The following is a 24086-nucleotide window of genomic DNA, read 5'->3' on the forward strand; positions in this document are numbered from 1 at the left end:
AAAAGTACATTATTTTATGGTTAGTAAAAACCAAATAAAGCTTATATCGAGTTTACATCAAAAAAAACAACGAATTGCTAATCAACTCTTTTTTGCAGAAGGGGTAAAAGTAATTCAAGAACTTTTGCAATCTAATTTTGAATTAGAACATTTGTATACTACACTTGATGATTTTAGCGAAGTTTCAAATGCTAAAAAAACAGTGATTAACGATAGTGATTTAAAAAAAATCAGTGCTTTAGCTACTCCAAATACTTGTTTAGCGGTTTTCAAAATACCCGCTGAGAAAAACAGCGATGAATCAGGTTTAATCCTAGCGTTAGATAGTATTCGTGATCCCGGTAATTTAGGAACTATATTGCGTCTATGTGATTGGTTTGGAATTCATCAATTGTTGTGTTCCAATGAAACGGTTGATATTTACAATCCTAAAGTGGTTCAGGCAACTATGGGTTCCATTGCTAGAGTAAATGTAAAGTATGTTGATTTGGATGCTTTTATTGCTAAAACGAAACTTCCTGTTTTTGGTACTTTTATGGATGGTAAAAATATCTATACTTCTAAACTCCCAAAAGAAGGAATTATTGTAATGGGAAATGAAGCGAATGGAATTTCAGAATCTATCGAAAAACTAATCTCGCAAAGGCTTACTATTCCTCGTTTTGGTGATCTACAAAAAACGGAAAGTTTAAATGTGGCAACAGCAACAGCAATTATTCTTAGTGAGTTCCGTAGGGGAGCTTTTTCTTTAGATTAATTTAATTTTTTAATGAAAAGTAAAATTAATAAAGACTGCTCTTGATTTCATAGATTCAATATTGCTGGTCCAAGGACTGTTTGGGTCTTTGTCTCGAATCAACTCGTCATTAATACCAAAAACACCTCTGATTGAAGGGGAAAATATAAAATATTCTGAAAATAAATCTATCCCAAGGCCTAATTCATAATTAGTAGTCCAAGATTTTACTCTAAAACGTTGTTCTAAATTATCATCCAATGATTTTGCATTACTGGATAAATTTAAAGTTGCAGATGCTCCTCCTAATAGATAAGGACGGACATTTCCAGTTCTTAAAGATGAAAATTTTAAAAGAAGTGGAAAATGAATATAAGTGCTATTTACTTCTCTTATCGCGTCATTTTCTGTAGCAAAATTAGGATAGTATAGGTCTCTCTTCGTATAGTAAAGTCCTGGTTCAAAACGTAAGTTTATGTATTCTTGAAGTTTTAAATCAGCAACTAATCCTAAATTGAATCCAGTTGTTTTTTTAGTTTGAATATCCGGTCCTACGGTTTTATAATCTATTTTGAAGTCAAAAGAATTGAAGCCTAAATAGAATCCAAAATATAGTTTTTGTTTCTGCCAATTTTCCAAATTAATGATGGGGTCTTTGCTGAACATGCCTTTTGAAAATTGAGCATGCCCTTTTGTCGTTATAGACAGTAGGACTAAGACTAAAAAAACTATTTTTTTCATATTTGGCTGAAAATTATCAGTATTATTTCTTTGAAGCGGAATAGATAGTAGCAACTCCAAATGTTTGTGGCATGGCAACTACATCTATAAACCCAGTTTTTCTCAAAATATTGTTTAACGCTTCGCCATAAGGAAATGCAGCAGCGGATTCTGATAAATATCCATAGGCTACATTATCTTTAGAAAATAATTTACCAATAACAGGCAGTATGTTTTTACTGTAAAAATTATAACCTTGTTTATAAGGAGTTTTGTCTGGAACTGAGGTTTCTAAAATTACAAATAAGCCATTTGGTTTTAAAACTCTAAGAATTTCAGTCAATCCTTTTTCTAAATTCTCAAAATTTCGAACACCAAAGGCAACTGTTATTGCATCAAAATAATTGTCTTCAAACGGCATATTCTCTGAATCAGCCAAAACCATTTCAATTGTGTTCGATAGGTTTTTTGAAGCTATTTTTTTCTTTCCTACTTCTAGCATTCCAGAAGAAATATCCAACCCAATAATTTTTTCAGCATTGGTTTCTGCCATTAATATGGCTAAATCTCCTGTTCCTGTAGCGATATCCAAAATAGTCTTAGGATTGGATTTAGAGACCATTTTTAAAACTTTCTTTCTCCATTTTACATCAATCCCAAAAGAAATAACTCTATTAAGATTGTCGTAATTTCCAGAAATAGTATCAAACATTTTGGCAACTTGTTCTTTCTTACCTAATGTGGAATTTTTGTAGGGTGTGATTTTTTCAGACATTTTTTTTCTTTGCACAAATATAATACAAACTATGCAAAGTATAAATGGCTTTCAGAATTAGAGAGAAATTTTATTTTTTGCTTTAAAATCAGGTTTAAATAGAGAAATGAGTAGAGAAATGTATGTTGTTTTTTGAAAAAATCACTAAAAGTGGGTATTGTGTTAAAGTTTTTTATTGATGATTTTTACATTTCAAAAGATTAATTTTTTTTCAATGATTATAAGGGATTTAATGACCCAAATCAAATGGATGGTTCTTGTGCTACTTATCACATTTGTTCTTGTAAGTTGTTTCGAAAATACTGCTTTTTTTAGCAGAGGATTCTTTAAAGCGCATAATACGTTCTTAGGATTAAATTTGTTTTTGGAAATTTTAATTTTTTTTGTCTTTAGTACCTTCGTGGTATTTGGTATTAGAGGCTTTTTTGAGATGTACTCTCAGAAATCTTCAAATATTATAATCTTCGCTTCTGGAGTATTATTAATATTTGTTATTTTTTTTTTATGTTATCAGATACTCTTTCAAGAGTAGGTCATTGCCCTTAATCATTGAACAAAAAAACATCCTAATTAGGATGTTTTTTTTATTTTCGAACGTAAGTTTGATAGGTATAATCAAATAGATGTTTCTCATCTTTTAGATTGAAATCAGATTCAATTATTTCCCATTCTAAAGGATTTATTTCAGGGAAAAAGGCATCCGCTTCAAAATTATCATGGACTCTTGTTATTTCAATTTTATCTGCAAAAGGAAGTCCTAGATTATAGATTTCACCACCTCCAATGATATATATGGTTTCGTTTTCTGGGCAAACTTCTATGGCGTTTTGTAAGCTATTGACAACAATGCAACCTTCGGGATTGTAATCTTCCTGTCGGGTTATTACAACATGAGTTCTATTAGGTAAAGGTTTTGGAAAACTTTCAAATGTTTTTCTTCCCATAATAATGTAATGGCCAGAAGTAAGTGTTTTAAATCTTTTGAAATCATTTGGTAAGTGCCAAACTAATTCATTGTTTTTGCCGAGAGCATTATTTTCGGCAACTGCTGCAATCATTACAATCATTGATCTAGTTTTTATTTTAAATTTCGTTTTTGATTTTTGTTTGTAGTTGGTCTATTTTTTTTTCCTGTTGGGAAACTAGACGATCAATTTGCTCTCTTTCCCAATTTTTATTCATAAAACGGTCTGTAATATATACTTTGATAAAGTGTAAAATGAAAATAAAAAACCAAAAAGTAATTAGCCAAATATGCCAATTTGTGTTGGGGTTAAAATCAAAAAAATTATGAGCTACAAATAAAAACAAACTTCCTATAAGTAGCAAAACAAAATGAAAATAGAGTCTTTTTTTTTGTTTGATTCTCCTTCTGGCGTATTCGTAAAGTTCATGTTGCTCTTTTTCCATGTATATTTATTTAGTTTATAAAGGTAAAATTTATTTTTTAAACATATTCTTTTGATTATTAAATATTTAGTCCGAAAAGGATTTCTTATTTGGGATACAAAAAATTAAGAGGCATAATATAAGAATACTTCTATAAATTAAGGAAGTTTTTGTCATTATCCTAAAAGTTCCTTAAGTTCTTTGTGGGTTCAAATGATTTTACTTCCTTTGCCTCATAAATCTAAAAATGAAATAGTTATGTCAATAAAGAAACAATTTATAAAAACAAAACCAGTTTGTAAGGTTACTTTCTCAGTAGATGCAAAAGATGCTTCAGCAGTATCTGTAGTTGGAGATTTTAATAATTGGGATCCTACAGTAGGAGCTTTGAGTAAGTTAAAAAACGGAACTTTCAAAGGAGCTTATGATTTGAATAAAGATGCTTCTTATGAGTTTAAATATGTAATTGATGGGGCGTTTGTTAATGAGCCTGAAGCAGATTCTTTCAAATGGAATGATTTTGCAGGAGCAGAAAACAGTGTTTTATCTGTATAAATAAATAATTAAAAATCCGCTGCAAAGCGGATTTTTTTATATTATCTAGTGACCTAATTTAAATTGAATAATCAATTTGGATTAAATGTTTTAGCTATTTATACGGCTACATTTCCTTTTATTAAGGCGTGTGGCTCATAACCTTCTAAAGTAAAGTCTTCGAAATCAAAATCGAAAATGTCTTTTATTTCTGGATTCAAAATCATTTTTGGTAATGCTTTTGGTTCACGAGATAATTGCAATTCGAGTTGTTCGAAATGATTGTTATAGATATGTGCGTCTCCAAAAGTGTGAATAAATTCTCCAGGGGCTAAATTGCAGACTTGAGCAATCATCATTGTTAGTAGGGCGTAAGAAGCTATATTGAAGGGAACACCTAAGAATATATCAGCACTACGTTGGTACAATTGACAAGAAAGTTTTCCGTCAGAAACATAAAATTGGAAAAAAGCATGACACGGAGGTAATGCAGCTTTGTTATTTGCTACATTTTCGTCGAATGATTTTGATGTGTCCGGAAGAACAGAAGGATTCCACGCAGAAACCAACATTCTTCGGCTGTTTGGATTTGATTTTAATTCTTTGATTAGCTCAGAGATTTGGTCAATTTCTTCACTGTTCCAATTGCGCCATTGATGCCCATAAACAGGTCCTAAATCTCCATTGGCATCAGCCCAAGCATCCCAAATTTTAACTCCGTTATCTTGAAGGTACTTAATGTTTGTGTCTCCTTTGAGGAACCAAAGCAATTCATAAATAATAGATTTTAGATGTAGTTTTTTAGTAGTGACCATCGGGAAACCTTCGCTGAGATCAAAACGCATTTGGTAACCAAATACACTTTTTGTTCCTGTTCCTGTTCGATCTCCTTTTTGACAACCGTTTTCCATGACATGTTGTACTAAATCTAAATATTGCTTCATTTTATATTGGATTAATGAGTCAATCGTTGTTTTGTTAAATCAAAAAATGATCTAATATTACGATTCTCTTTTTGAAATTTCGTCTCTAATTTTAGCCGCTTTTTCGTAGTCTTCATGTTCAACTGCTTGAGTAAGCAATTCATTTAACTCTTGTAGGCTGTGCTTTGAATAGGTTTGTCCTGATTGATTACTTTCAACTTCTTGACCAAAAGTTTCAGGGTTTGAAAGAACATCGTCTATTTCTTGGGAATCTTTATTGGCTTCCGTAAGATTTGATTTCAGATAAATTCCTGCTTTGTCTAAGATATTTTTGTATGTAAATATTGGAGCATTAAAACGCAATGCCAGAGCAATAGCATCTGATGTTCGAGCATCAATTATTTCTTCAATTTTATCTCTCTCACAAATGATACTAGAATAAAAAACACCATCAACCAGTTTGTGAATTATTACTTGTTTTACAACTATGTCAAAACGATCAGCAAAATTTTTAAATAAATCATGAGTCAAAGGGCGGGGAGGTTTTATTTCTTTTTCTAAAGCAATAGCAATAGATTGCGCCTCAAAAGCACCGATGACAATTGGCAGTTTTCTTTCGCCGTCAACTTCATTTAAAATCAAAGCATAGGCTCCGTTTTGAGTTTGACTATAAGAAATTCCTTTTATGGATAATTTGACTAAGCTCATGTTGGTTTAAAATGGGTAAGTACAATGGTACTTTTTTGATAAAAATCCAGTAGTTTCTTTTTGTTAAAAAAAGATGCTACTTAAAGCAAAGATACAAATATCTTGTTTTTAAGTAGCAAATAAATTTATTAATTAGTCTTATGAATGTTGTGCTTTGAATGCTTTTAGTTTTTCAATTAAGCGCGGTACAATGTCAAAGGCATCGCCAACTATTCCATAGTCAGCAACTTTGAAGAAAGGAGCTTCTGGATCACTGTTGATTACAACTTTAACTTTGGATGAGTTTATTCCTGCAATGTGTTGGATTGCTCCTGAGATTCCTATGGCGATGTACAAATTTGTTGCTACAGGTTTTCCAGTTTGTCCTACGTGTTCTCCGTGAGGTCTCCATCCTAAATCAGAAACTGGTTTTGAGCAAGCGGTTGCTGCTCCAAGAACACTAGCTAGTTCTTCAATCATTCCCCAGTTTTCAGGCCCTTTAAGACCACGTCCTCCGGATACTACAATATCAGCATCAGCTATAGAAACTTTTCCAGATCCTTTTTCTACTGATTCTACTTTTACGCCAAAATCATTTTCTCCAATGCTTGGATTGAAATCTTCTTGAGTTAATGCGGATGGGTTTTCAAAAATCCCGTAGGTGTTTTTTGAAAGACCTAGTATTTTTATATCAGTTGTTATTTCTGTAGTATTGAATGCTTTATTTGAAAATGCCGTTCTTTTTACTTGAAAAGGAGATGTGCTTACAGGTAGTCCAACTACATTCGAAGCAAAACCAGCTTCTAATGCAACTGCAACAAGAGATGATAAATAAATACTATCTGTAGTAGATGAAAGTAAAATTAATTTAGCATTTTCTTTTTGAGCAGCTTGTTTAATTACATCAGCATATGCTTTTGCTGTAAATCCAGATAATTTATCGTTGTTCACTTTTAAAACTTTGTCTACTCCGTATTTTGATAATTCCGAAACATCCCCAGCATTTACCGTTACGGCTGTAACAGTTGTTCCTAGTGATTCAGCTACTTTTTTTGCATATGAGGCCAATTCTAAAGCTACTTTTTTGAATTTTCCTTCTGCATATTCTGCATATATTAATATTGACATAATTTTTTATTTTAAATTTTGAATTATAAATTTTGAATTAATTTAAAATTCAGAATTTATAATTTATAATAATTTTTAGATAACTTTTGCTTCGTTGTGCAATAAATCGATAAGCTCATCTAAATTATCTGCAGATATTAACTTCACTGCCGATTTAGGAGTTGGTTTTTCAAATTTCACCGCTTTAGTATTTACATTTGAAGCAATTGGCTCTACAATTGTCAAAACTTTTGTTCTAGCAGTCATAATTCCTCTCATGTTTGGGATGCGTAAATCTTTTTCTTCAACAAGCCCTTTTTGAGCACCAATAATTACAGGAAGTGAAGTGCTTACGGTTTCTTTTCCACCATCCATTTCGCGAACTGCTTTTACATTTGTTCCTTCAACAGTAATTCCTACGCAAGAATTTACAAAGTTGTATCCTAAAAGACCAGCAATCATTCCTGGAACCATTCCGCCATTATAATCTAGCGATTCTTTTCCTGCAATAATGATATCATAGTTACCATTTTTGATTACTTCGGCTAGTTGTTTTGCAACGAAAAAACCATCTGTTGGGATAGCGTTTACACGAATTGCTTCATTAGCTCCTATCGCTAGTGCTTTTCTTAAAGTTGGTTCTGTTTCAGGTCCGCCAACATTTACTACAGTTACGGTAGCACCTTGTTGTTCTTGGAACCAAATGGCACGTGTCAAACCGAACTCGTCATTAGGATTTATTACATATTGAACGCCATTAGTATCAAATTCTGAATCGTTATTGACGAAATTAATTTTGGAAGTAGTATCAGGAACGTGACTGATGCAAACTAATATTTTCATAAGTTTTTATTTTGATTTTCTGAAATGCTTGACAAATTTAAAATATTATTCTGAATAATATACTATGCACGCATAATATTTTTTAAAACTATTACGTTTTCGTAAATGGAATAAAAATAACAACTTTTACTTACTTTGTTTAAACAAGTAAAGATAAAGGCTGTAGCCAGAATAGCTACTAATTAATTTAAAGAAATTTATGCTTTTAAATGGTATAAAATATTTATTTTTGCTTTTCGAAAATTAGACACACACAATATACAACTATGAGAACGATACAATTTAGAGAAGCCATTTGCGAAGCAATGAGTGAAGAAATGCGTCACGATGAATCCATTTACTTAATGGGTGAAGAAGTTGCAGAATATAATGGTGCTTATAAAGCGTCTAAAGGAATGCTAGCCGAATTTGGCGAAAAAAGAGTAATTGATACTCCTATTGCAGAACTTGGTTTTACAGGTATTGCTGTAGGATCGGCTATGAATGGTTGTAGACCAATTGTAGAATATATGACTTTCAATTTCTGTTTAGTAGGGATTGATCAAATTATAAATAATGCTGCCAAAATGCGTCAAATGACAGGTGGACAATTTAATGTGCCAATTGTTTTTAGAGGTCCAACTGCTTCTGCAGGACAATTAGGAGCAACGCATTCACAAGCTTTAGAGAACTGGTTTGCTAATACTCCGGGACTTAAAGTGGTGGTTCCATCAAATGTTTATGATGCTAAAGGGTTGTTGAAATCAGCAATTCGTGATAATGATCCTGTAATTTTTATGGAATCAGAGCAAATGTATGGTGATAAAGGCGAAGTTCCTGAAGGAGAATATACGATTCCTCTTGGTGTTGCAGATATCAAACGTGAAGGAACTGATGTAACAATTGTTTCTTTTGGTAAAATTATTAAAGAGGCTTATATTGCTGCAGATGAATTAGCTAAAGAAGGAATTTCATGTGAAATTGTGGATTTAAGAACGGTTCGTCCGATGGATCATGAAACAATTTTAACTTCTGTTAAAAAAACAAACAGATTAGTAATTCTTGAAGAAGCTTGGCCTTTTGCAAGTGTTTCTTCTGAGATTGCTTATATCGTTCAAGAACGTGCTTTTGATTTTCTTGATGCGCCTATACAACGTATTACAACTGCTGATACGCCAGCACCTTACTCTCCAGTATTGCTAAAAGAATGGTTGCCAAATGCTGGTGATGTTGTTAAAGCAGTAAAGAAGGTTATGAATAAATAATTAACATTTGCCAATTGCTAATTAACAATTGCCAATTGATAAAATACCTATATTTGAAACTTCATCATTTATTATATGATGAAGTTTTTTTTTGAATGATTATGAAAAAGCCCCTATTTTTTATCTTGTTTTTTTTGTTCGCAGCTGCAAATATTCTTTTGGCGCAAACCAAAGTGAGCGGAATTGTAACGGATAAAGCAAATCAACCAATTCCTTATGCTAATGTTGTTTTTAAAAATTCAAATATTGGAATAGTCACAAATGAAGATGGTCGTTTCTATATTGAATCTCCACAAACCTATTCTACATTAGTAATATCCTCTGTGGGGTTTTCTGAAAAAGAGATTGCATTAGACAAAGCAGTTAATTATAATTTTAAAATTCAGCTTAATGAAGCCGAAACATTAAAAGAAGTAGTTGTCTTTACTGGAAAAACATCTAAAAAAAATAATCCTGCTCTTGATATTCTTAGAAAAATTTGGGAACGAAAACGTAAAAATGGACTGAATCTTTTTGCTCAATACCAAATGGAAAAGTATGAGAAGGTTGAGTTTGATATGAACACGATTGATAGTGCTTTTATGAAAAATAAAATTTTCAAAGGCATGGAGTTTATTTTTGATAAGGTTGATACTTCTAGAATTACAGGTAAAACATATTTGCCTATTTTTATTAATGAAGCACTTTATGATGTTTATGGAGATACTAAACTCAAAAAAATAAAAGAGAAAATAAAAGCAAATAAAACTTCTGGTTTTCAGGGGAATCAACAAATTTTGGCTTTTGTAAAAGATTTATATTCTGAATATAATATTTACGATAACCACCTTACTTTTTTCGATAAAAGCTTCACCAGTCCTTTGTCAACAACAGGAATTGATGTGTATAATTACATATTAAGAGACAGTGCTTATGTTGATAAAAAATGGTGTTATAATATTGTATTTTATCCAAGACGCAAAAATGAATTAACTTTTAAAGGAGATTTTTGGGTGAATGATAGCACGTTTGCAATCAAAAAAATCAATATGGCTGTAACTAAAAGTGCCAACATTAACTGGATAAAAGACATCTATATTGAACAGGAATTTGACGTAATGAATGATTCTGTTTTTCTGTTAACACGGGATTATATGATGTCTGATTTTGCCTTAAATAAAAAAGAAAAATCAAAAGGAGTTTACGGTAAGCGAACAACTTTTTATAGAAATCATGAATTTAATAAAGAAAAACCGCTTGCTTTTTATAAAGATGAGGTTAATTATATTGATAATGAAGTTTATAACAAATCTGATGAGTATTGGGAAGAAAACCGTTTCGAGAATTTAACTAAGGATGAATTAGGGGTTTACAAAATGCTTGACACTTTGCAAACGGTCAAAAAATTTAAGCAATTATATAGTTTAGTTTCTATTTTAGGGAGCGGATATGTTGAGTTCAAGAATTTTGATTACGGACCTATATTTTCATCTTTCGGATTTAATGAAGTTGAAGGTGTTCGATTAAGAGCAGGAGGTAGAACTTATTTTGGGCCAAATGATCCTTGGCGATTACAAGGATTTACAGCATATGGTTTTGATGATAATAAATTTAAATATGGTGTTTCTGGCAAATGGATGGTCGATAAGAAAAACCGAATTATTTTATCCGGAGGAAATAGGCGAGACATAGAGCAAATAGGAGCTAGTTTGACGACTACAAATGATGTTATGGGTAGAAGTTTTGCTTCTTCAGCATTATTTACCACAGGAAGCAATGGGAAATTAACGAATATTAATTTGACAAATCTTGCTTTTGAAATGGAACCTATTAAGAATTTGACCTTTCAAACGGGACTTTCTTATCGAACATTACAGTCCGCTTCATCTGTTTTCAGTCTAGACTATTATACAACTTTACCTAGCACAACAAATCCTTCTGGAGTTGTTAAAAGTGATGTGAAACAATCTGAGGCAAATATTCAAATTGAATATACACCTAACAAAAAAACAATCGGTTTTGGTGTTGAACGCGATATAGTTGATAGTCCATACACTCGATTTTTTGTAAATTACAGCCACGGATTTAAAGGGGTTTTAAATTCTGATTTTCAATATGAAAAACTTCAATTATTTTATAAACAACCTATTATTATAGGGCCTTTAGGAAGAACAAATATTATTCTTGAAGCTGGAAAAACTTTTGGAACTATTCCGTTAGGATTAATGAGTGTGATTCCTGGAAATCAGACTTATTTCAGCATTGAAAACACGTTTAGTAACCTTAATTTTTATGAGTTTGTTACCGATCAATATGTCACTTTGCAGTGGAATCATAATTTTAATGGTAGGCTATTTTCAAGAATTCCGTTTATGCGCAAGCTTAATTGGAGAGAAATTATAGGGGTAAAAAGTGTTTATGGAACTATTTCGGATGCCAATAGAGCCATTAATGCATCGGGATTGCCATACAATGCTCCAGAGAATATCTATTGGGAATATAGCGCAGGAATTGGAAATATCTTCAAGGTTTTCCGAATCGATTTTGCTTGGCGAGGAAGTTACTTGAATACGCCTGACACGCAGAAATTTTCAGTAAAAGGATCGTTTGGGTTTTATTTTTAATTGAGTATTATTTAATCTGAACTAAAAGAATCAGCTTATGGAGGACGCAATTCAACATCTTACACAGAATGATATTGTTTTTAAAAACATCATCAATAAATATGGATTGCCAACTATACCTAAACGCTCAGAGGGTTTTGAAACCTTGGTTTTATTGATATTAGAACAACAAGTATCTATTGATTCAGCCAAAGCTACTTTTTTAAAATTAAAAGAAAAAGAACCCGATTTCAATCCCGAAAAATTACTTTCCCTATCAGATGAAAACTTTAGATTGCTTGGTGTAAGCCGACAAAAAACTTCCTATATAAAAGCTTTGTCAACGGCAATTTTAAATAATGATATTGAGTTGTGTACTCTGAAAAGCAAAACGGCTCAAGAAGTTCGAGAGGAATTAATCAAAATTAAAGGAATAGGGAATTGGACCATTGATATCTACTTGATGTTTTGTTTGCAAGAACCAGATTTACTGCCATTAGGCGATATTGCTGTTGTAAACACGATGAAAGAGTTGTTTGATATTCATGAAAAAGAAGCTATGGAAGTCTATGCTCAAAACTGGATTCCGTATCGCTCCATGGCTACTTTTTTGTTGTGGCATTATTATTTAAATAAAAGAAATAGAACCGTAATTTATTAATACAATTTAATGTAGAGATAACATTGATTTTTCATTGTAAAAACGTATACTTTGCTTATTTTTGCACACGAATTATAGAAAAAGATAAAATAAAAATGACTGCAGACAAATTAAAGACTTTCGATGTATTAATCGAAATACCAAGAGGAAGTAGAAATAAATACGAATATGATTTTGCCATAAAAAGAATGCGTTTTGATAGAATGTTATTCTCTTCTATGATGTATCCTGCTGATTACGGATTTATTCCAGAAACATTAGCATTGGACGGAGATCCACTAGATGTTTTGGTATTAGTTAACGAGCCTACTTTTCCTGGATGTGTAATGGAAGTTAAACCAATCGGGGTTTTCCATATGGCTGATGATAAAGGACCAGATGAAAAAGTGATTTGTGTTCCTGTTTCTGATCCAATTTGGAATTCATTAGAAAACCTATCAGATATTAACCCTCACTTATTAAAAGAAATTGAGCATTTCTTCCAAGTGTACAAAGATTTGGAAAACAAACAAGTTGATGTAGAAGGTTGGGGAGATGTAAATGAAGCGTATGCCATCATAAAAGAATGTACGGAGCGTTTTAATCAAATTGAGAATAAACCAGAGGGATTATTTAGTATAAAATAAAATACCCCCATAAATTTTGTAAAAAAAGCAATATTCTGTAATGAGTATTGCTTTTTTTGTTTAAATTCGTTACATAACATTGTAATATTACTAATCAAATAACCAATTTTTTTTATGAATACAATTATGATTTATTTGCCAATTGTAATGGCAATTATTGGGCTTTTGTTCATGTGGATTAAAAGAGCCTGGGTGCTCAAACAAGATGCTGGTGATGGTAAAATGAAAGAGATTTCAGATTATATTTACGAAGGTGCCTTAGCATTTCTTAAAGCAGAATACAGGTTGTTAGCTATCTTCGTTTTAGGAGCTAGTGTAGTTTTGGCAGGAATTACTTTTTTGCCAGGTGTTAAAACAAATATTTTAATTGTAGTTGCTTTTGTTTTCGGAGCTTTCTTTTCTGCTTTGGCTGGAAATATGGGGATGAAAATAGCTACTAAAACTAATGTTAGAACAACGCAGGCAGCTCGTACGAGTTTACCACAAGCCTTGAAAGTCTCTTTTGGTGGAGGAACCGTAATGGGATTAGGAGTTGCTGGTTTAGCTGTTTTAGGATTGACAACATTCTTCATTGTTTTCTTCCATTTATTCATGGGCGGAGTTTGGCAATGTGCCTCTTTTGATGGACAAATGAGAACACCTTCTGAATTAATGACAATTGTTCTTGAAACACTTGCAGGTTTCTCTCTTGGAGCTGAGTCTATTGCTTTATTTGCACGTGTTGGAGGTGGTATTTATACAAAAGCAGCTGATGTTGGAGCCGATTTAGTAGGTAAGGTTGAAGCTGGAATTCCAGAAGATGATCCACGTAATCCTGCAACTATTGCGGATAATGTTGGAGATAATGTAGGTGACGTAGCTGGAATGGGTGCTGATTTATTCGGTTCTTATGTTGCTACAGTTCTTGCAGCGATGGTTCTTGGTAACTATGTAATTAAAGATATGGGTGGAAATATTCAAGATGCTTTTGGAGGAATTGGACCTATTTTATTACCAATGGCAATTGCAGGTTTTGGAATTTTGTTTTCAATCATTGGAACTACTTTGGTAAAAATATCAGATGATAATGCTAAAGAAGCACAAGTTCAAAAAGCTTTAAATATAGGGAATTGGGCTTCTATTATTCTGACGCTAATTGCATGTTATTTTTTAGTACAATATATGTTGCCTGCTACTATGAAAATGGAATTCTACGGTGAAGGTTTAAAGGAAATTTCATCTATGAGAGTTTTCTATGCTACAATTGTAGGATTGATTGTTGGTGGTGCTATTTCATCAGTAACGGAATATTATACAGGTTTGGGGACAAATCCAGTTATGGCAATTGTTCAAAAATCAAGTACTGGTGCAGGAACAAATGTAATTGCAGGTTTAGCAACAGGAATGATTTCTACATTCCCAACAGTTTTATTGTTTGCAGCTGCAATCTGGTCTTCTTATGCTTTTGCAGGATTTTATGGTGTTGCTCTGGCAGCTTCAGCGATGATGGCAACAACTGCTATGCAATTAGCAATTGATGCTTTCGGGCCAATATCAGATAATGCAGGAGGTATTGCAGAAATGAGTGAATTACCAAAAGAAGTACGTACAAGAACGGATATTTTAGATTCAGTTGGAAATACTACAGCAGCAACAGGAAAAGGTTTTGCGATTGCTTCTGCAGCATTAACATCATTAGCTTTGTTTGCAGCCTATGTCACATTTACAGGAATTGACGGAATCAATATTTTCAAAGCACCAGTTTTGGCGATGTTGTTTGTGGGTGGAATGATACCAGTAGTTTTCTCTGCATTGGCAATGAATTCTGTTGGAAAAGCAGCTATGGATATGGTGTATGAAGTGCGTCGTCAGTTTAAGGAAATTCCAGGAATTATGGAAGGAACTGGAAAACCAGAATATGCTAAATGTGTTGATATTTCTACAAAAGCCGCTTTGCGTGAAATGATGTTGCCAGGAATCATGACTATTGGTTTTCCTATTGCAATTGTTCTTTTAGGAAAGTTAGTTTATGGAGATAACAACCAATTAATTGCCGAAATGTTAGGTGGTTATATGGCTGGAGTTACTGTTTCAGGTGTGCTTTGGGCTGTTTTTCAAAATAATGCTGGAGGTGCTTGGGATAATGCCAAAAAATCTTTTGAAGCTGGGGTTATGATTAATGGTGAAATGACATACAAAGGTTCTGATGCGCACAAAGCCGCGGTAACTGGAGATACTGTTGGAGATCCGTTCAAAGATACTTCTGGTCCATCAATGAATATTTTAATTAAATTGACTTGTTTGATTGGATTGGTTATTGCTCCTATTTTAGGAAGTGGAAGTAGCGATATGGTTACTAAAACTGTAAAAATGGAATGTGCAATGGGAGAAGGAGCAATGATGATGGGCAAATGCGACATGTCTAAATGTGCAACTATAACTAAAGAAGAGTGTGCTAAAATGTGTGACAGCTTAAAATGTACTCCAGAGCAAAAAGAAATGTGTTTGTCTCATTATGATAAAGACGGAAAATTTGTTGAACCAAAAGGAATGTCTTGCTGCGCTAAAAAAGGAGAACTTAAAAAAGAAGTTAAAGTTCAAATTATAAACAAAGACGGCAAAGCCAAAGCAACCGTTACTACTTCAGAAGGTGGAGGAAATGAAAACGTTCAGGTTTTTGAAGGTTCGCTGGAAGATGTTAAAGCAAAAGTTGAAGCTTTGAAATAGTTTTAAGCTTATAATATAAATGAAGATGCCCTGATAGTTCAGGGCATTTTTTATTTTTAAAATGAAATTGAAAAATTACAATCCTTCGCCAAGTCCAACATTGAAATCTTGAAGTTCAATAGCTACAATAACAATAAAAACAACTCCTAAGGAACCGATGACAATAAAGACATTTCCTAATGTTGAAGCTGATTTGTTTTTAATACGAATACTTTTGATATCATTTTCACTTAAAGGTATTTTTTCAATTCCTTTTTTCGTTTTAATTTCACCAAAATAATTTCCGTCAATTTTTTCGATTTTGATAAGTTTAAGTTTTTCATCATTGGTTTTTACCACTAAAACTTTAGCTTTTGAATCTACAGCTTCATTAATAGTTGAAGGTGTTTTTTTATAAACTACACAACTTTGTAAAAGAAGTGCAAAAGTAACGAGTAAACAAATAGATTTGTTTTTAAGACACATAACATTCATGGCTTTTAGATTTAAATTAATAATCAGAAAATCCAGTAATTTAGTATAATGTGGGTATGATAGATTTTAGGTTGTAAAAAAAATACTTTACAAAATAAATGTAAAGTATTGATTAGTAAAGGTATGTATTATTTTTATTCAAATTTGATTTACGGAATATATTTCTAAAATAATCCGTTTAGTTCTGCATCAATTCGGTTGAATATATTTCCTAAATCTTCTGGATTATCAACAAAATTAATATTGTCGACATCTATAATTAGTAATTTTCCTTTGTTGTAAGTGTGAATCCAAGCTTCGTAACGTTCATTCAAACGACTTAGATAATCAATTGAAATTGAATTTTCATATTCGCGACCACGTTTGTGAATTTGTCCCACTAGGTTAGGGATTGAGCTTCTTAAATAGATTAATAAATCAGGTGGCTGAACCAATGATTCCATTAATTCGAAAAGAGAAGAATAATTTTGAAAATCACGATTTGTCATTAAACCCATTGCATAAAGATTAGGAGCAAAAATATGTGCATCTTCATAAATGGTTCTATCTTGAATGATTTTTTTTCCGCTTTCGCGAATTTGCATCACTTGACGAAAACGGCTATTCAAGAAATAGATTTGTAAGTTAAAAGACCAACGTTCCATTTGATGGTAAAAGTCATCTAAATAAGGATTGTCTACTACGTCTTCAAAATGAGGTTCCCACTTAAAATGTTTAGCTAATAAACGAGTCAATGTAGTTTTTCCTGACCCAATGTTTCCTGCTACTGCTATGTGCATTACGGTTTTGTGATTTTATAATTTGTAATTCCTTCGGATGTAAAAATAGATAAAATTTGGTCTTTGTAAGAGAAATTTTGTAACGTTTTTTCTAAAATCTCAATTTTTATTAACATTTCCTGATTTGGTAATTTATAATCTCCAAAATAAAGGATGTTGTTTGTAGTAAAAATAAATTGATTCTCATTTAAGATTTGAATCATTTCAAAATTTGGAATTTTTCCTATTCGAGTTATTTTGCCATACATATCGCAAGAATACGAGTCGTTTTTATCGTCAATCCAATACAATTTATTAGAATCAGATTGATAATGTTTTATTTTATTTGGAATTGGCGTTGAGATACTTTTAGAAGTTTTTTTCAGGTAATCGTAAAGTTCAATTTGTTGATTTAAACTATTTAAAACCCACAATTTATTTTGTGATGCAATACCAATTGCTGAAACTAGTAATGGGGTTATGCTTTCTGAAAAGTTAATTTTCTGAGATTCATTTAATTGATTGTCTAATAGAATTGCAGTGTTGAAATCTTCATAAAACAAAACTATTTTCAGAGGGTTTTGAAAGTTTACTTTTGTGATTTTTCCTAAAGAAGGATTTTTATACTGAAACGATTCGTCTTCTTTTGTTTTTGATAAAGTATTATCTTTAATGGAATAGTAAAAACCAAATTGGTCATAACCTAAGAATTGATCAGTTTTGACAGGAATGTGATTTAATTTTGAAACCAGTAGTTTTTGGTTTTGTCCAAAAGTAATAGACAAAGTGCTTAAAAATAAAAGTACAATCAGGTTTTTCATAATTTCAGCAAATTACAAAAAAAAGTATCAAATTTTATTTTTTGAATTATTAAAAAAAAACCATTCGTACTTGCCGAATGGTTTTTTGTATAAAATAAGTTGAGATGATTACAATCCGAAAGCAGCCTTTACTTGCGCCACAAAATCTAATTTTTCCCAAGTGAACAATTCAACTTCAAGCGTTTTAGTTTCGCCTCCTGGAGCTGAAAAAGTCTTAGTTACGGTTTCTGGAGTACGCCCCATGTGTCCGTAAGCAGCAGTTTCACTATAAATAGGATTTCTTAATTTTAAGCGTTGCTCAATAAAGTAAGGACGCATATCAAAAATAGCTTCTACTTTTTTAGCAATTTCACCATTAGTTAAGTTTACTTTTGATGTTCCGTAAGTATCAATAAAAATACCCATTGGTTTTGCAACACCAATTGCATAAGAAACTTGAACTAAAATCTCATCTGCAATACCTGCAGCAACTAAGTTTTTAGCAATATGACGAGTAGCATAAGCAGCACTTCTATCTACTTTACTTGGATCTTTTCCAGAGAATGCACCACCACCGTGAGCACCTTTTCCTCCGTAAGTATCTACGATGATTTTTCTTCCTGTCAATCCAGTGTCTCCGTGAGGTCCTCCAATTACGAATTTTCCTGTTGGGTTGATATGGTATTGAATTTTATCATTGAATAAATGAGCGTGAGCTGGATTTTTTGCAATAATTCTAGGAATTAAAATTTCAACAATGTCTTTTTTGATTTTTGCAAGCATAGCTGCTTCTTCATCAAAATCATCGTGTTGAGTTGAGATAACAATCGCATCAATACGAGTTGGTTTATTATCATCACTATATTCTAAAGTTACTTGCGATTTAGCATCAGGGCGTAAATAAGTGATTTCATTGTTTTCGCGTCTTAAAATAGCTAATTCTTGCAATAATTTATGAGATAAATCAAGTGCCAATGGCATGTAATTTTCTGTTTCGTTAGTTGCGTAACCAAACATCATTCCTTGATCTCCAGCACCTTGTTCTTCTGGATTTGCTCTATCAACACCTTGATTGATATCAGCTGATTGTTCATGAATAGCAGAAAGAATACCACAAGAATTGGCTTCAAACATATATTCACTTTTAGTATAACCAATTTTGCGAATCACATCGCGTGCAATTTGTTGTACATCAAGATACGTGTTTGACTTTACCTCACCAGCTAATATTACTTGACCAGTAGTTACTAAAGTTTCGCATGCTACTTTTGAGTCAGCATCAAATGCTAAAAAGTTATCAATTAATGCATCCGAAATTTGATCTGCAATTTTGTCTGGATGTCCTTCACTTACAGATTCTGACGTAAATAAATAAGCCATAATAATTTATTATTTTAAAATTAAGCGAGGAAAAATAATTGCTGGAAAATACTAAAGAAGAGTTTCTGCTTTAGCATTTTTTTATACTGAAAATTTTCAGCATCCATAATGAATTTGTTTCATTATGAAGAGGTTGCAATCAGTTCAAATTTTTCCTCTTGTATTCGGGTGCAAATGTATGAAACCATTTTGAATTCCAAATTAATCTTAACTTTTTTTTTATCTTTAAATTAGGTTCTATATTCTTGATGTCTCAAATGAGTATTAATTAACGGCGAATTTTTTAATGTTATTTTTTTGAAAAATATTAGGATATATAAATAATTGTTTGCAAATTTGTTCAACAAAAATAGAGAAAATGAAATTTAATGTATGCAATATGTCTAAAGCCATTCAGGAAAATTCCTGCGTGTCGTCTATTGCTTAAATTAAAATAAAATAATATAGCAAAAGCCTCCCGCAAAACGGGAGGCTTTTTTTTTGAATCATATTTAATCACAAATTCTATATATCATGAACAACTTAAAACAAAAACAAATGAACTCATGCAATGTCAAATCAATGATTTGTGCAAAAGCCATGATGTGTGTTTGTGTCAGTTGATTCCGAAAGTATAAGTTTATAACACAACTTAAAACCCTTTTGGATATGTTTCTAAAAGGGTTTTTTATTTACTATTAAATCTTAAAAAATTAAAAATAACTAAAAAAAATAAAAAATTATGAGTACTCAAAAATTCGCAACAAATGCATTGTACAAAGGGCATGGCCTAACAAAGGCAAAAGGTATTATACGTCAACAACTATCAGATGCAGAACAGGTCACAACTAGATTTGCAAAATCGGTTGGGCTAGAAGATATTGAAGATTTGAAAGCGGATTTGCAAACAGTATTCGAAAAACTAACAAGCTAAACACATAGATTCTTAGGAAACTGAGTTTTATGTGTTGGAAATTTTAAAAGAGAGAAAAAATAAAATAACAACTAAAAATTAGTATCATGAACACCTCAAAATATATATCAAAAACGATTCAGTTTCTAAAAGATTCTATAACAAGAACGAACAAGGAAAGTCAATTAAAAAACGAATTGATTCATCCAAGGTTTGAATTGACAACCACTAATGCTTCAATAAAAAAAGAAGTTCCAGACACATTATTATTTTTAATGTATTCTAAAGAAAACGAAGCACTTTTTATTTAAGTAAAGTAACTTTTATCCAAATTGTTCTTCCGAGTGAAGAGGCAAACTATGTGAGCGGTTTGCCCTTCGCCGAGAGGAACAATTTATAAGATCATTTTGTGCAGTTTTTTAAAAAGTGAAATAAAATCAATTCTCCAAAAAATTTGTTTTTTCGAGAAATTAGTAGTTAATTTGTGCCTTTAAGTTCACAAACGTATTGAAATGTTATAAAGAAAGGCAGAGGGATTAGACCCGATGAAGCCTTAGCAACCCTTCGGTAAATCGAAGAAGGTGCTGCATTCTACCACGCTAAACGTGGAAAGATAACACAAAGAATTCTTCTAGTTTATTTCTAGCTTTCTTTCTAATATTTCCAGACACAAATCAAAAATTACAACAGATTTGAAATTGGAAAATAAACCAACTCATATTGCATTACAAAATTTCACTACCGAAAGGGGTGCTTTTTATGCTAGCATAAATTTAAGTTTTCAAGTTTTTGGCCAAGCATTGCATACAGCGCCAATCGTTTTAGTTAATCATGCCTTGACAGGGAATTCACAAGTTATTGGGAAAACCGGTTGGTGGAATGATTTAATTGGTGAAAACAAAACTATAGATACTCGTAAATATACCATTTTAGCGTTTAATGTTCCCGGAAATGGATTTGATGGTTTTCTACTAGAAAATTATTCAGATTTTACAACCAGAGATATTGCTCGAATTTTTATTGACGGAATCAAATGCCTTCGTATTAGACAATTGTATGCCATTATCGGAGGGTCAATTGGTGGAGGAATTGCATGGGAAATGGCAGCATTGGAACCAAGAGTTACCCAACATTTAATCCCAATTGCAACGGATTGGAAAGCGACAGACTGGTTAATTGCCAATTGTTTTTTGCAAGAGCAGATTCTGAATAATTCAAATAATCCTATTGAGGATGCGCGAATTCATGCCATGTTGTGCTACAGAACGCCAGAATCATTCAAGTTTAAATTTCAAAGAACGACTAATGAAGAACTGGCAGTTTTTAATGTAGAAAGCTGGCTGGGACATCACGGAAGTAAATTGCAGAAACGCTTTCAACTTTCATCATATCGATTGATGAATCAGTTGTTGAAAACGATAGATATTACAAGAAATAAAGGCTCTTTTGAAGAAGTAGCTTCTAAAATTGAAGCAGATATTCATATTATAGGAATCGATTCTGATTTGTTTTTTACAGCAGAAGAGAATAGAGCTACTTATGAAGAATTAAAAAAATATAAAGAAAATGTTTCTTATCAAGAAATTGTATCCATTCATGGACATGACGCTTTTTTGATAGAATATGAACAATTAGATAATTTGCTGGCGTCTATTTTTTAGACGTAACATAAAAAATTACAAAATGAAAATATTAAAATTTGGGGGTAAATCATTATCCAATGGTGAAGGGTTAAATAAAGTAGTTACTATTATTACTGATAAAGTAAATCAAGGCGAAAAAATAGCAGTTGTTGTTTCAGCCAGAGGAAATGCTACTGATGAATTAGAAGAAATTTTAGGAGTGGCTTCTAAAAATGGGCCATATAAACCCTTATTTGAAAAATTTAAAGAAGAACAACAATCGGATTATCCAGAAGTTGATTTATCAGTTGAGTTCAATGTATTGGATAAGCTTTTTGAAGGAGTTAGCTTGATAGGGGATTACAGCGGTAAAATAAAAGATCAAATTTTATCGAAAGGTGAATTGCTTTCGGCTAAATTGCTTACAGCTATTTTAGTAAAAAATGGAATTAATGCTCATTTTGCGGATTCTAGGGAGTTAATCAAAACGGATTCTAAATTTGGTGATGCACAACCATTGGAACAAGCTTCTAAGAAAAACGTGATTCAATTCTTTAAACAAAATAGTGAAACGGTAAATATTATTACAGGTTTTATTGGGTCAAACTCAAAAAATGACACCACAACTTTAGGAAGAAACGGAAGTAATTATACCGCTTCTTTGATTGCTAATTATCTAGATGCCGAAGAACTTCAGAATTATACGCATGTTGATGGAATTTATACGGCTAATCCTGATTTAGTTCCTGATGCTAAAAAAATTGATTATTTGACTTTTAATGAAGCAAATGAGTTGGCCAATTTTGGAGCTACTATATTACACGCAAAAACGATTATTCCTTTATTGGAAAAAAATATTCCGCTTCGTATTTTGAATACATTCAATCACGAAAATAAAGGAACATTAATTCGTTCTACTGCCAGCAAAGAAGGAATCAAAACACTATCTGTTTTAGAGAATGTTTCTTTGGTAAATTTAGAAGGAAGAGGATTACTTGGAAAGACAGGAGTTGATGCCCGAATTTTTAGAGTAATGGGTGATAATGACATCAGTGTAAGTATTATTTCGCAAGGATCTTCTGAAAGAGGAATCGGATTAGTGGTTGACGCGGATAAGGCTACAAAAGCAATGATTGAATTAGAGAAAGAATTTGAAAATGATTTTTACTCTAAAGATGTAAACAAAATTTCGGTAACGGATGATGTTTCTGTAATATCAATTATTGGTCAGGATTTAAGCACTTTTCATAAACCATACACTGCTTTAATTAAAAATAAAATTGTTCCAATTCTTTTCAATAATACTGTTACGGGTAAAAACGTGAGTTTAGTAGTGAAAAAATCACAATTAAACAGAGCGTTAAATGTTATTCATGGAGAGATTTTTGGGGTTTCTAAAAAAATAAACATTGCTATTTTTGGACACGGATTAGTTGGTGGAACATTGATTAATCAAATATTAGAGTCAGCTGCGACTATTGAAAAAAGAAAAGATGTTCGATTAAATGTTTTTGCAATTGCAAATTCTAAAAACGTATTGTTGAATAAAAATGGAGTAACTCCAAATTGGAGAAATGAAATTCAAAATAATGGATTCTCTTATAAAATTGAAGATATTATTGCTTATGCAAACGAGCATAATTTAGAGAACTTAATTGCTATTGACAATACTGCAAGTGCAGATTTTGTGGAGAATTATATTCCTTTGATTGAAAGTAGTTTTGATTTGATTTCATCTAATAAAGTGGCGAATACATTGAGTTATAGTTTTTATAAAAAACTACGTAAAGTATTAGCGGATAATCAAAAGAGTTATTTGTACGAAACAAATGTTGGAGCTGGATTACCATTGATTGATACCATAAAATTACTGCATCTTTCAGGTGAAAATATTACGAAGATTAAAGGCGTTTTTTCAGGAACATTGAGTTATTTATTCAATAATTTTTCTGCAAAAGACGTTCCGTTTAGCGAAATATTAAAAGAAGCTATTGATAACGGATATACGGAGCCAGATCCAAGAGAAGATTTATGCGGGAATGATGTTGGTAGAAAATTATTAATTTTGGCAAGAGAATTAGATTTGCAAAATGAATTTGAAGAAATTAAAATTCAAAATTTAATTCCAGAACATTTACGCGAAGGAAGTGCTTCAGAGTTCTTAACTAAATTGAAAGAATTTGATTCGGTTTATGCCAAAATAAAAAATGAACAAGAACCGAATCATGTTTTGAGATATATTGGAGAATTATCAGGAGATTTGCAAAGTGATAAAGGAAATTTAGAAGTTAAATTAGTTTCTGTTCCAGCAGATACCGCATTGGGTGGGTTGAAAGGTTCTGATTCTTTCTTCGAGATTTACACAGAATCATATGGTGACCGACCTATCGTAATTCAAGGTGCAGGTGCAGGATCAGCTGTTACCGCTAGAGGTGTTTTTGGAGATATCTTGAGATTGTCAGATAAAGGGTAAAAATAGTGTTCAGTGATCCGTTGCAAAGATTTGGGATTAGTATCAGATAAAAAATATAAAATCTGTTTTATCCGCGTCTGAACAAATATAATTAATTAAAAAAGGGACAGCCTCCAGTCATGATTCCTTCCTCTTCGAGGAGGTTTGGGAGGAG

At 32.0% G+C, this 24086-nt stretch carries 23 protein-coding genes and 1 riboswitch; of the genes, 11 read left to right on the top strand and 12 right to left on the bottom strand.

Translation table 11 applies throughout. The features are described from left to right. Positions 1–16 precede the first annotated feature (16 nt). Positions 17–757 (top strand): RNA methyltransferase, encoded by a 741-nt coding sequence (locus tag C8C88_RS07750; RefSeq protein WP_121337556.1) that lies wholly within the window; start codon positions 17–19, stop codon positions 755–757. A gap of 9 nt (positions 758–766) precedes the next feature. Here the strand turns inward: C8C88_RS07750 and C8C88_RS07755 are convergent, their stop codons facing one another. The 4 genes from C8C88_RS07755 to C8C88_RS07775 form a co-directional block, all read right to left on the bottom strand. Then, positions 767–1477, bottom strand: a complete 711-nt coding sequence (locus C8C88_RS07755; RefSeq protein ID WP_121338611.1) for a porin family protein — start codon at positions 1475–1477, stop codon at positions 767–769. Between the two features lie 22 nt (positions 1478–1499). Further along, entirely contained in the window at positions 1500–2231 is a 732-nt protein-coding gene (gene ubiE / locus C8C88_RS07760; RefSeq protein ID WP_121337557.1) for a bifunctional demethylmenaquinone methyltransferase/2-methoxy-6-polyprenyl-1,4-benzoquinol methylase UbiE, read from the bottom strand. A gap of 584 nt (positions 2232–2815) precedes the next feature. Continuing rightward, a complete protein-coding gene (locus C8C88_RS07770; protein ID WP_121337558.1) occupies positions 2816–3298 on the bottom strand; it encodes a dihydrofolate reductase in 483 nt (160 codons plus the stop codon). 16 nt (positions 3299–3314) lie between these two features. Then, positions 3315–3641 (bottom strand): 2TM domain-containing protein, encoded by a 327-nt coding sequence (locus C8C88_RS07775; RefSeq protein ID WP_121337559.1) that lies wholly within the window; start codon positions 3639–3641, stop codon positions 3315–3317. Positions 3642–3878: 237 nt separating this feature from the next. Between C8C88_RS07775 and C8C88_RS07780 the strand changes: the two genes are divergently transcribed. Beyond that, a complete protein-coding gene (locus tag C8C88_RS07780; RefSeq protein WP_121338613.1) occupies positions 3879–4175 on the top strand; it encodes an isoamylase early set domain-containing protein in 297 nt (98 codons plus the stop codon). Between the two features lie 98 nt (positions 4176–4273). On the opposite strand, the gene C8C88_RS07785 is transcribed toward C8C88_RS07780, so the two are convergent. From C8C88_RS07785 to C8C88_RS07800, 4 genes are all read right to left on the bottom strand, one after another. After that, on the bottom strand, positions 4274–5098 hold the full coding sequence (locus C8C88_RS07785) for a thymidylate synthase (protein WP_121337560.1): 825 nt from the start codon (positions 5096–5098) through the stop codon (positions 4274–4276). Positions 5099–5155: 57 nt separating this feature from the next. Continuing rightward, entirely contained in the window at positions 5156–5785 is a 630-nt protein-coding gene (locus tag C8C88_RS07790) for a bifunctional nuclease family protein (RefSeq protein WP_121337561.1), read from the bottom strand. A gap of 138 nt (positions 5786–5923) precedes the next feature. Continuing rightward, on the bottom strand, positions 5924–6892 hold the full coding sequence (locus tag C8C88_RS07795; protein WP_121337562.1) for an electron transfer flavoprotein subunit alpha/FixB family protein: 969 nt from the start codon (positions 6890–6892) through the stop codon (positions 5924–5926). Positions 6893–6967: 75 nt separating this feature from the next. Further along, on the bottom strand, positions 6968–7714 hold the full coding sequence (locus C8C88_RS07800; RefSeq protein WP_121337563.1) for an electron transfer flavoprotein subunit beta/FixA family protein: 747 nt from the start codon (positions 7712–7714) through the stop codon (positions 6968–6970). Between the two features lie 242 nt (positions 7715–7956). On the opposite strand from C8C88_RS07800, the gene C8C88_RS07805 reads away from it, so the two are divergent. From C8C88_RS07805 to C8C88_RS07825, 5 genes are all read left to right on the top strand, one after another. Then, on the top strand, positions 7957–8958 hold the full coding sequence (locus C8C88_RS07805; RefSeq protein ID WP_255415861.1) for a pyruvate dehydrogenase complex E1 component subunit beta: 1002 nt from the start codon (positions 7957–7959) through the stop codon (positions 8956–8958). Positions 8959–9059: 101 nt separating this feature from the next. After that, positions 9060–11561: a DUF5686 and carboxypeptidase-like regulatory domain-containing protein gene (locus C8C88_RS07810; RefSeq protein WP_121337565.1), complete on the top strand. Its 2502-nt coding sequence runs from the start codon at positions 9060–9062 to the stop codon at positions 11559–11561. 37 nt (positions 11562–11598) lie between these two features. After that, positions 11599–12201 carry a DNA-3-methyladenine glycosylase gene (locus C8C88_RS07815; RefSeq protein ID WP_121337566.1) on the top strand — a complete coding sequence of 201 codons (603 nt, stop codon included), beginning with the start codon at positions 11599–11601 and terminating at the stop codon, positions 12199–12201. A 95-nt stretch (positions 12202–12296) separates the two neighbouring features. Continuing rightward, positions 12297–12827 carry an inorganic diphosphatase gene (locus C8C88_RS07820; protein WP_121337567.1) on the top strand — a complete coding sequence of 177 codons (531 nt, stop codon included), beginning with the start codon at positions 12297–12299 and terminating at the stop codon, positions 12825–12827. 114 nt (positions 12828–12941) lie between these two features. Beyond that, positions 12942–15533 (top strand): sodium-translocating pyrophosphatase, encoded by a 2592-nt coding sequence (locus tag C8C88_RS07825; protein ID WP_121337568.1) that lies wholly within the window; start codon positions 12942–12944, stop codon positions 15531–15533. Between the two features lie 75 nt (positions 15534–15608). Here the strand turns inward: C8C88_RS07825 and C8C88_RS07830 are convergent, their stop codons facing one another. The 4 genes from C8C88_RS07830 to metK all read right to left on the bottom strand — a co-directional run bounded on the left by C8C88_RS07830 (position 15609) and on the right by metK (position 18945). Then, positions 15609–16007 (bottom strand): hypothetical protein, encoded by a 399-nt coding sequence (locus tag C8C88_RS07830; protein WP_121337569.1) that lies wholly within the window; start codon positions 16005–16007, stop codon positions 15609–15611. A gap of 164 nt (positions 16008–16171) precedes the next feature. Then, positions 16172–16786, bottom strand: a complete 615-nt coding sequence (locus tag C8C88_RS07835; protein WP_121337570.1) for a deoxynucleoside kinase — start codon at positions 16784–16786, stop codon at positions 16172–16174. Next, positions 16786–17586 carry a hypothetical protein gene (locus C8C88_RS07840; protein ID WP_121337571.1) on the bottom strand — a complete coding sequence of 267 codons (801 nt, stop codon included), beginning with the start codon at positions 17584–17586 and terminating at the stop codon, positions 16786–16788. The genes C8C88_RS07835 and C8C88_RS07840 overlap by 1 nt, the downstream gene beginning before the upstream one ends. 108 nt (positions 17587–17694) lie before the next feature. Next, the gene (gene metK, locus C8C88_RS07845) at positions 17695–18945 is read right to left on the bottom strand and encodes a methionine adenosyltransferase (RefSeq protein ID WP_121337572.1); all 1251 of its coding nucleotides are present in this window, start codon (positions 18943–18945) and stop codon (positions 17695–17697) included. Between the two features lie 721 nt (positions 18946–19666). On the opposite strand from metK, the gene C8C88_RS07850 reads away from it, so the two are divergent. The 4 genes from C8C88_RS07850 to thrA all read left to right on the top strand — a co-directional run bounded on the left by C8C88_RS07850 (position 19667) and on the right by thrA (position 23932). Continuing rightward, on the top strand, positions 19667–19858 hold the full coding sequence (locus C8C88_RS07850; RefSeq protein ID WP_121337573.1) for a hypothetical protein: 192 nt from the start codon (positions 19667–19669) through the stop codon (positions 19856–19858). 86 nt (positions 19859–19944) lie between these two features. After that, on the top strand, positions 19945–20148 hold the full coding sequence (locus tag C8C88_RS07855; RefSeq protein WP_121337574.1) for a hypothetical protein: 204 nt from the start codon (positions 19945–19947) through the stop codon (positions 20146–20148). Between the two features lie 201 nt (positions 20149–20349). Next, a riboswitch (SAM riboswitch) is annotated at positions 20350–20457 on the top strand. 78 nt (positions 20458–20535) lie between these two features. Then, a complete protein-coding gene (locus tag C8C88_RS07860) occupies positions 20536–21498 on the top strand; it encodes an alpha/beta fold hydrolase (RefSeq protein ID WP_370453794.1) in 963 nt (320 codons plus the stop codon). 22 nt (positions 21499–21520) lie between these two features. Beyond that, entirely contained in the window at positions 21521–23932 is a 2412-nt protein-coding gene (gene thrA, locus C8C88_RS07865) for a bifunctional aspartate kinase/homoserine dehydrogenase I (RefSeq protein ID WP_121337576.1), read from the top strand. The last annotated feature ends 154 nt before the right edge of the window (positions 23933–24086 follow it).

Source organism: Flavobacterium sp. 123, assembly GCF_003634825.1.
Lineage (GTDB): Bacteria > Bacteroidota > Bacteroidia > Flavobacteriales > Flavobacteriaceae > Flavobacterium.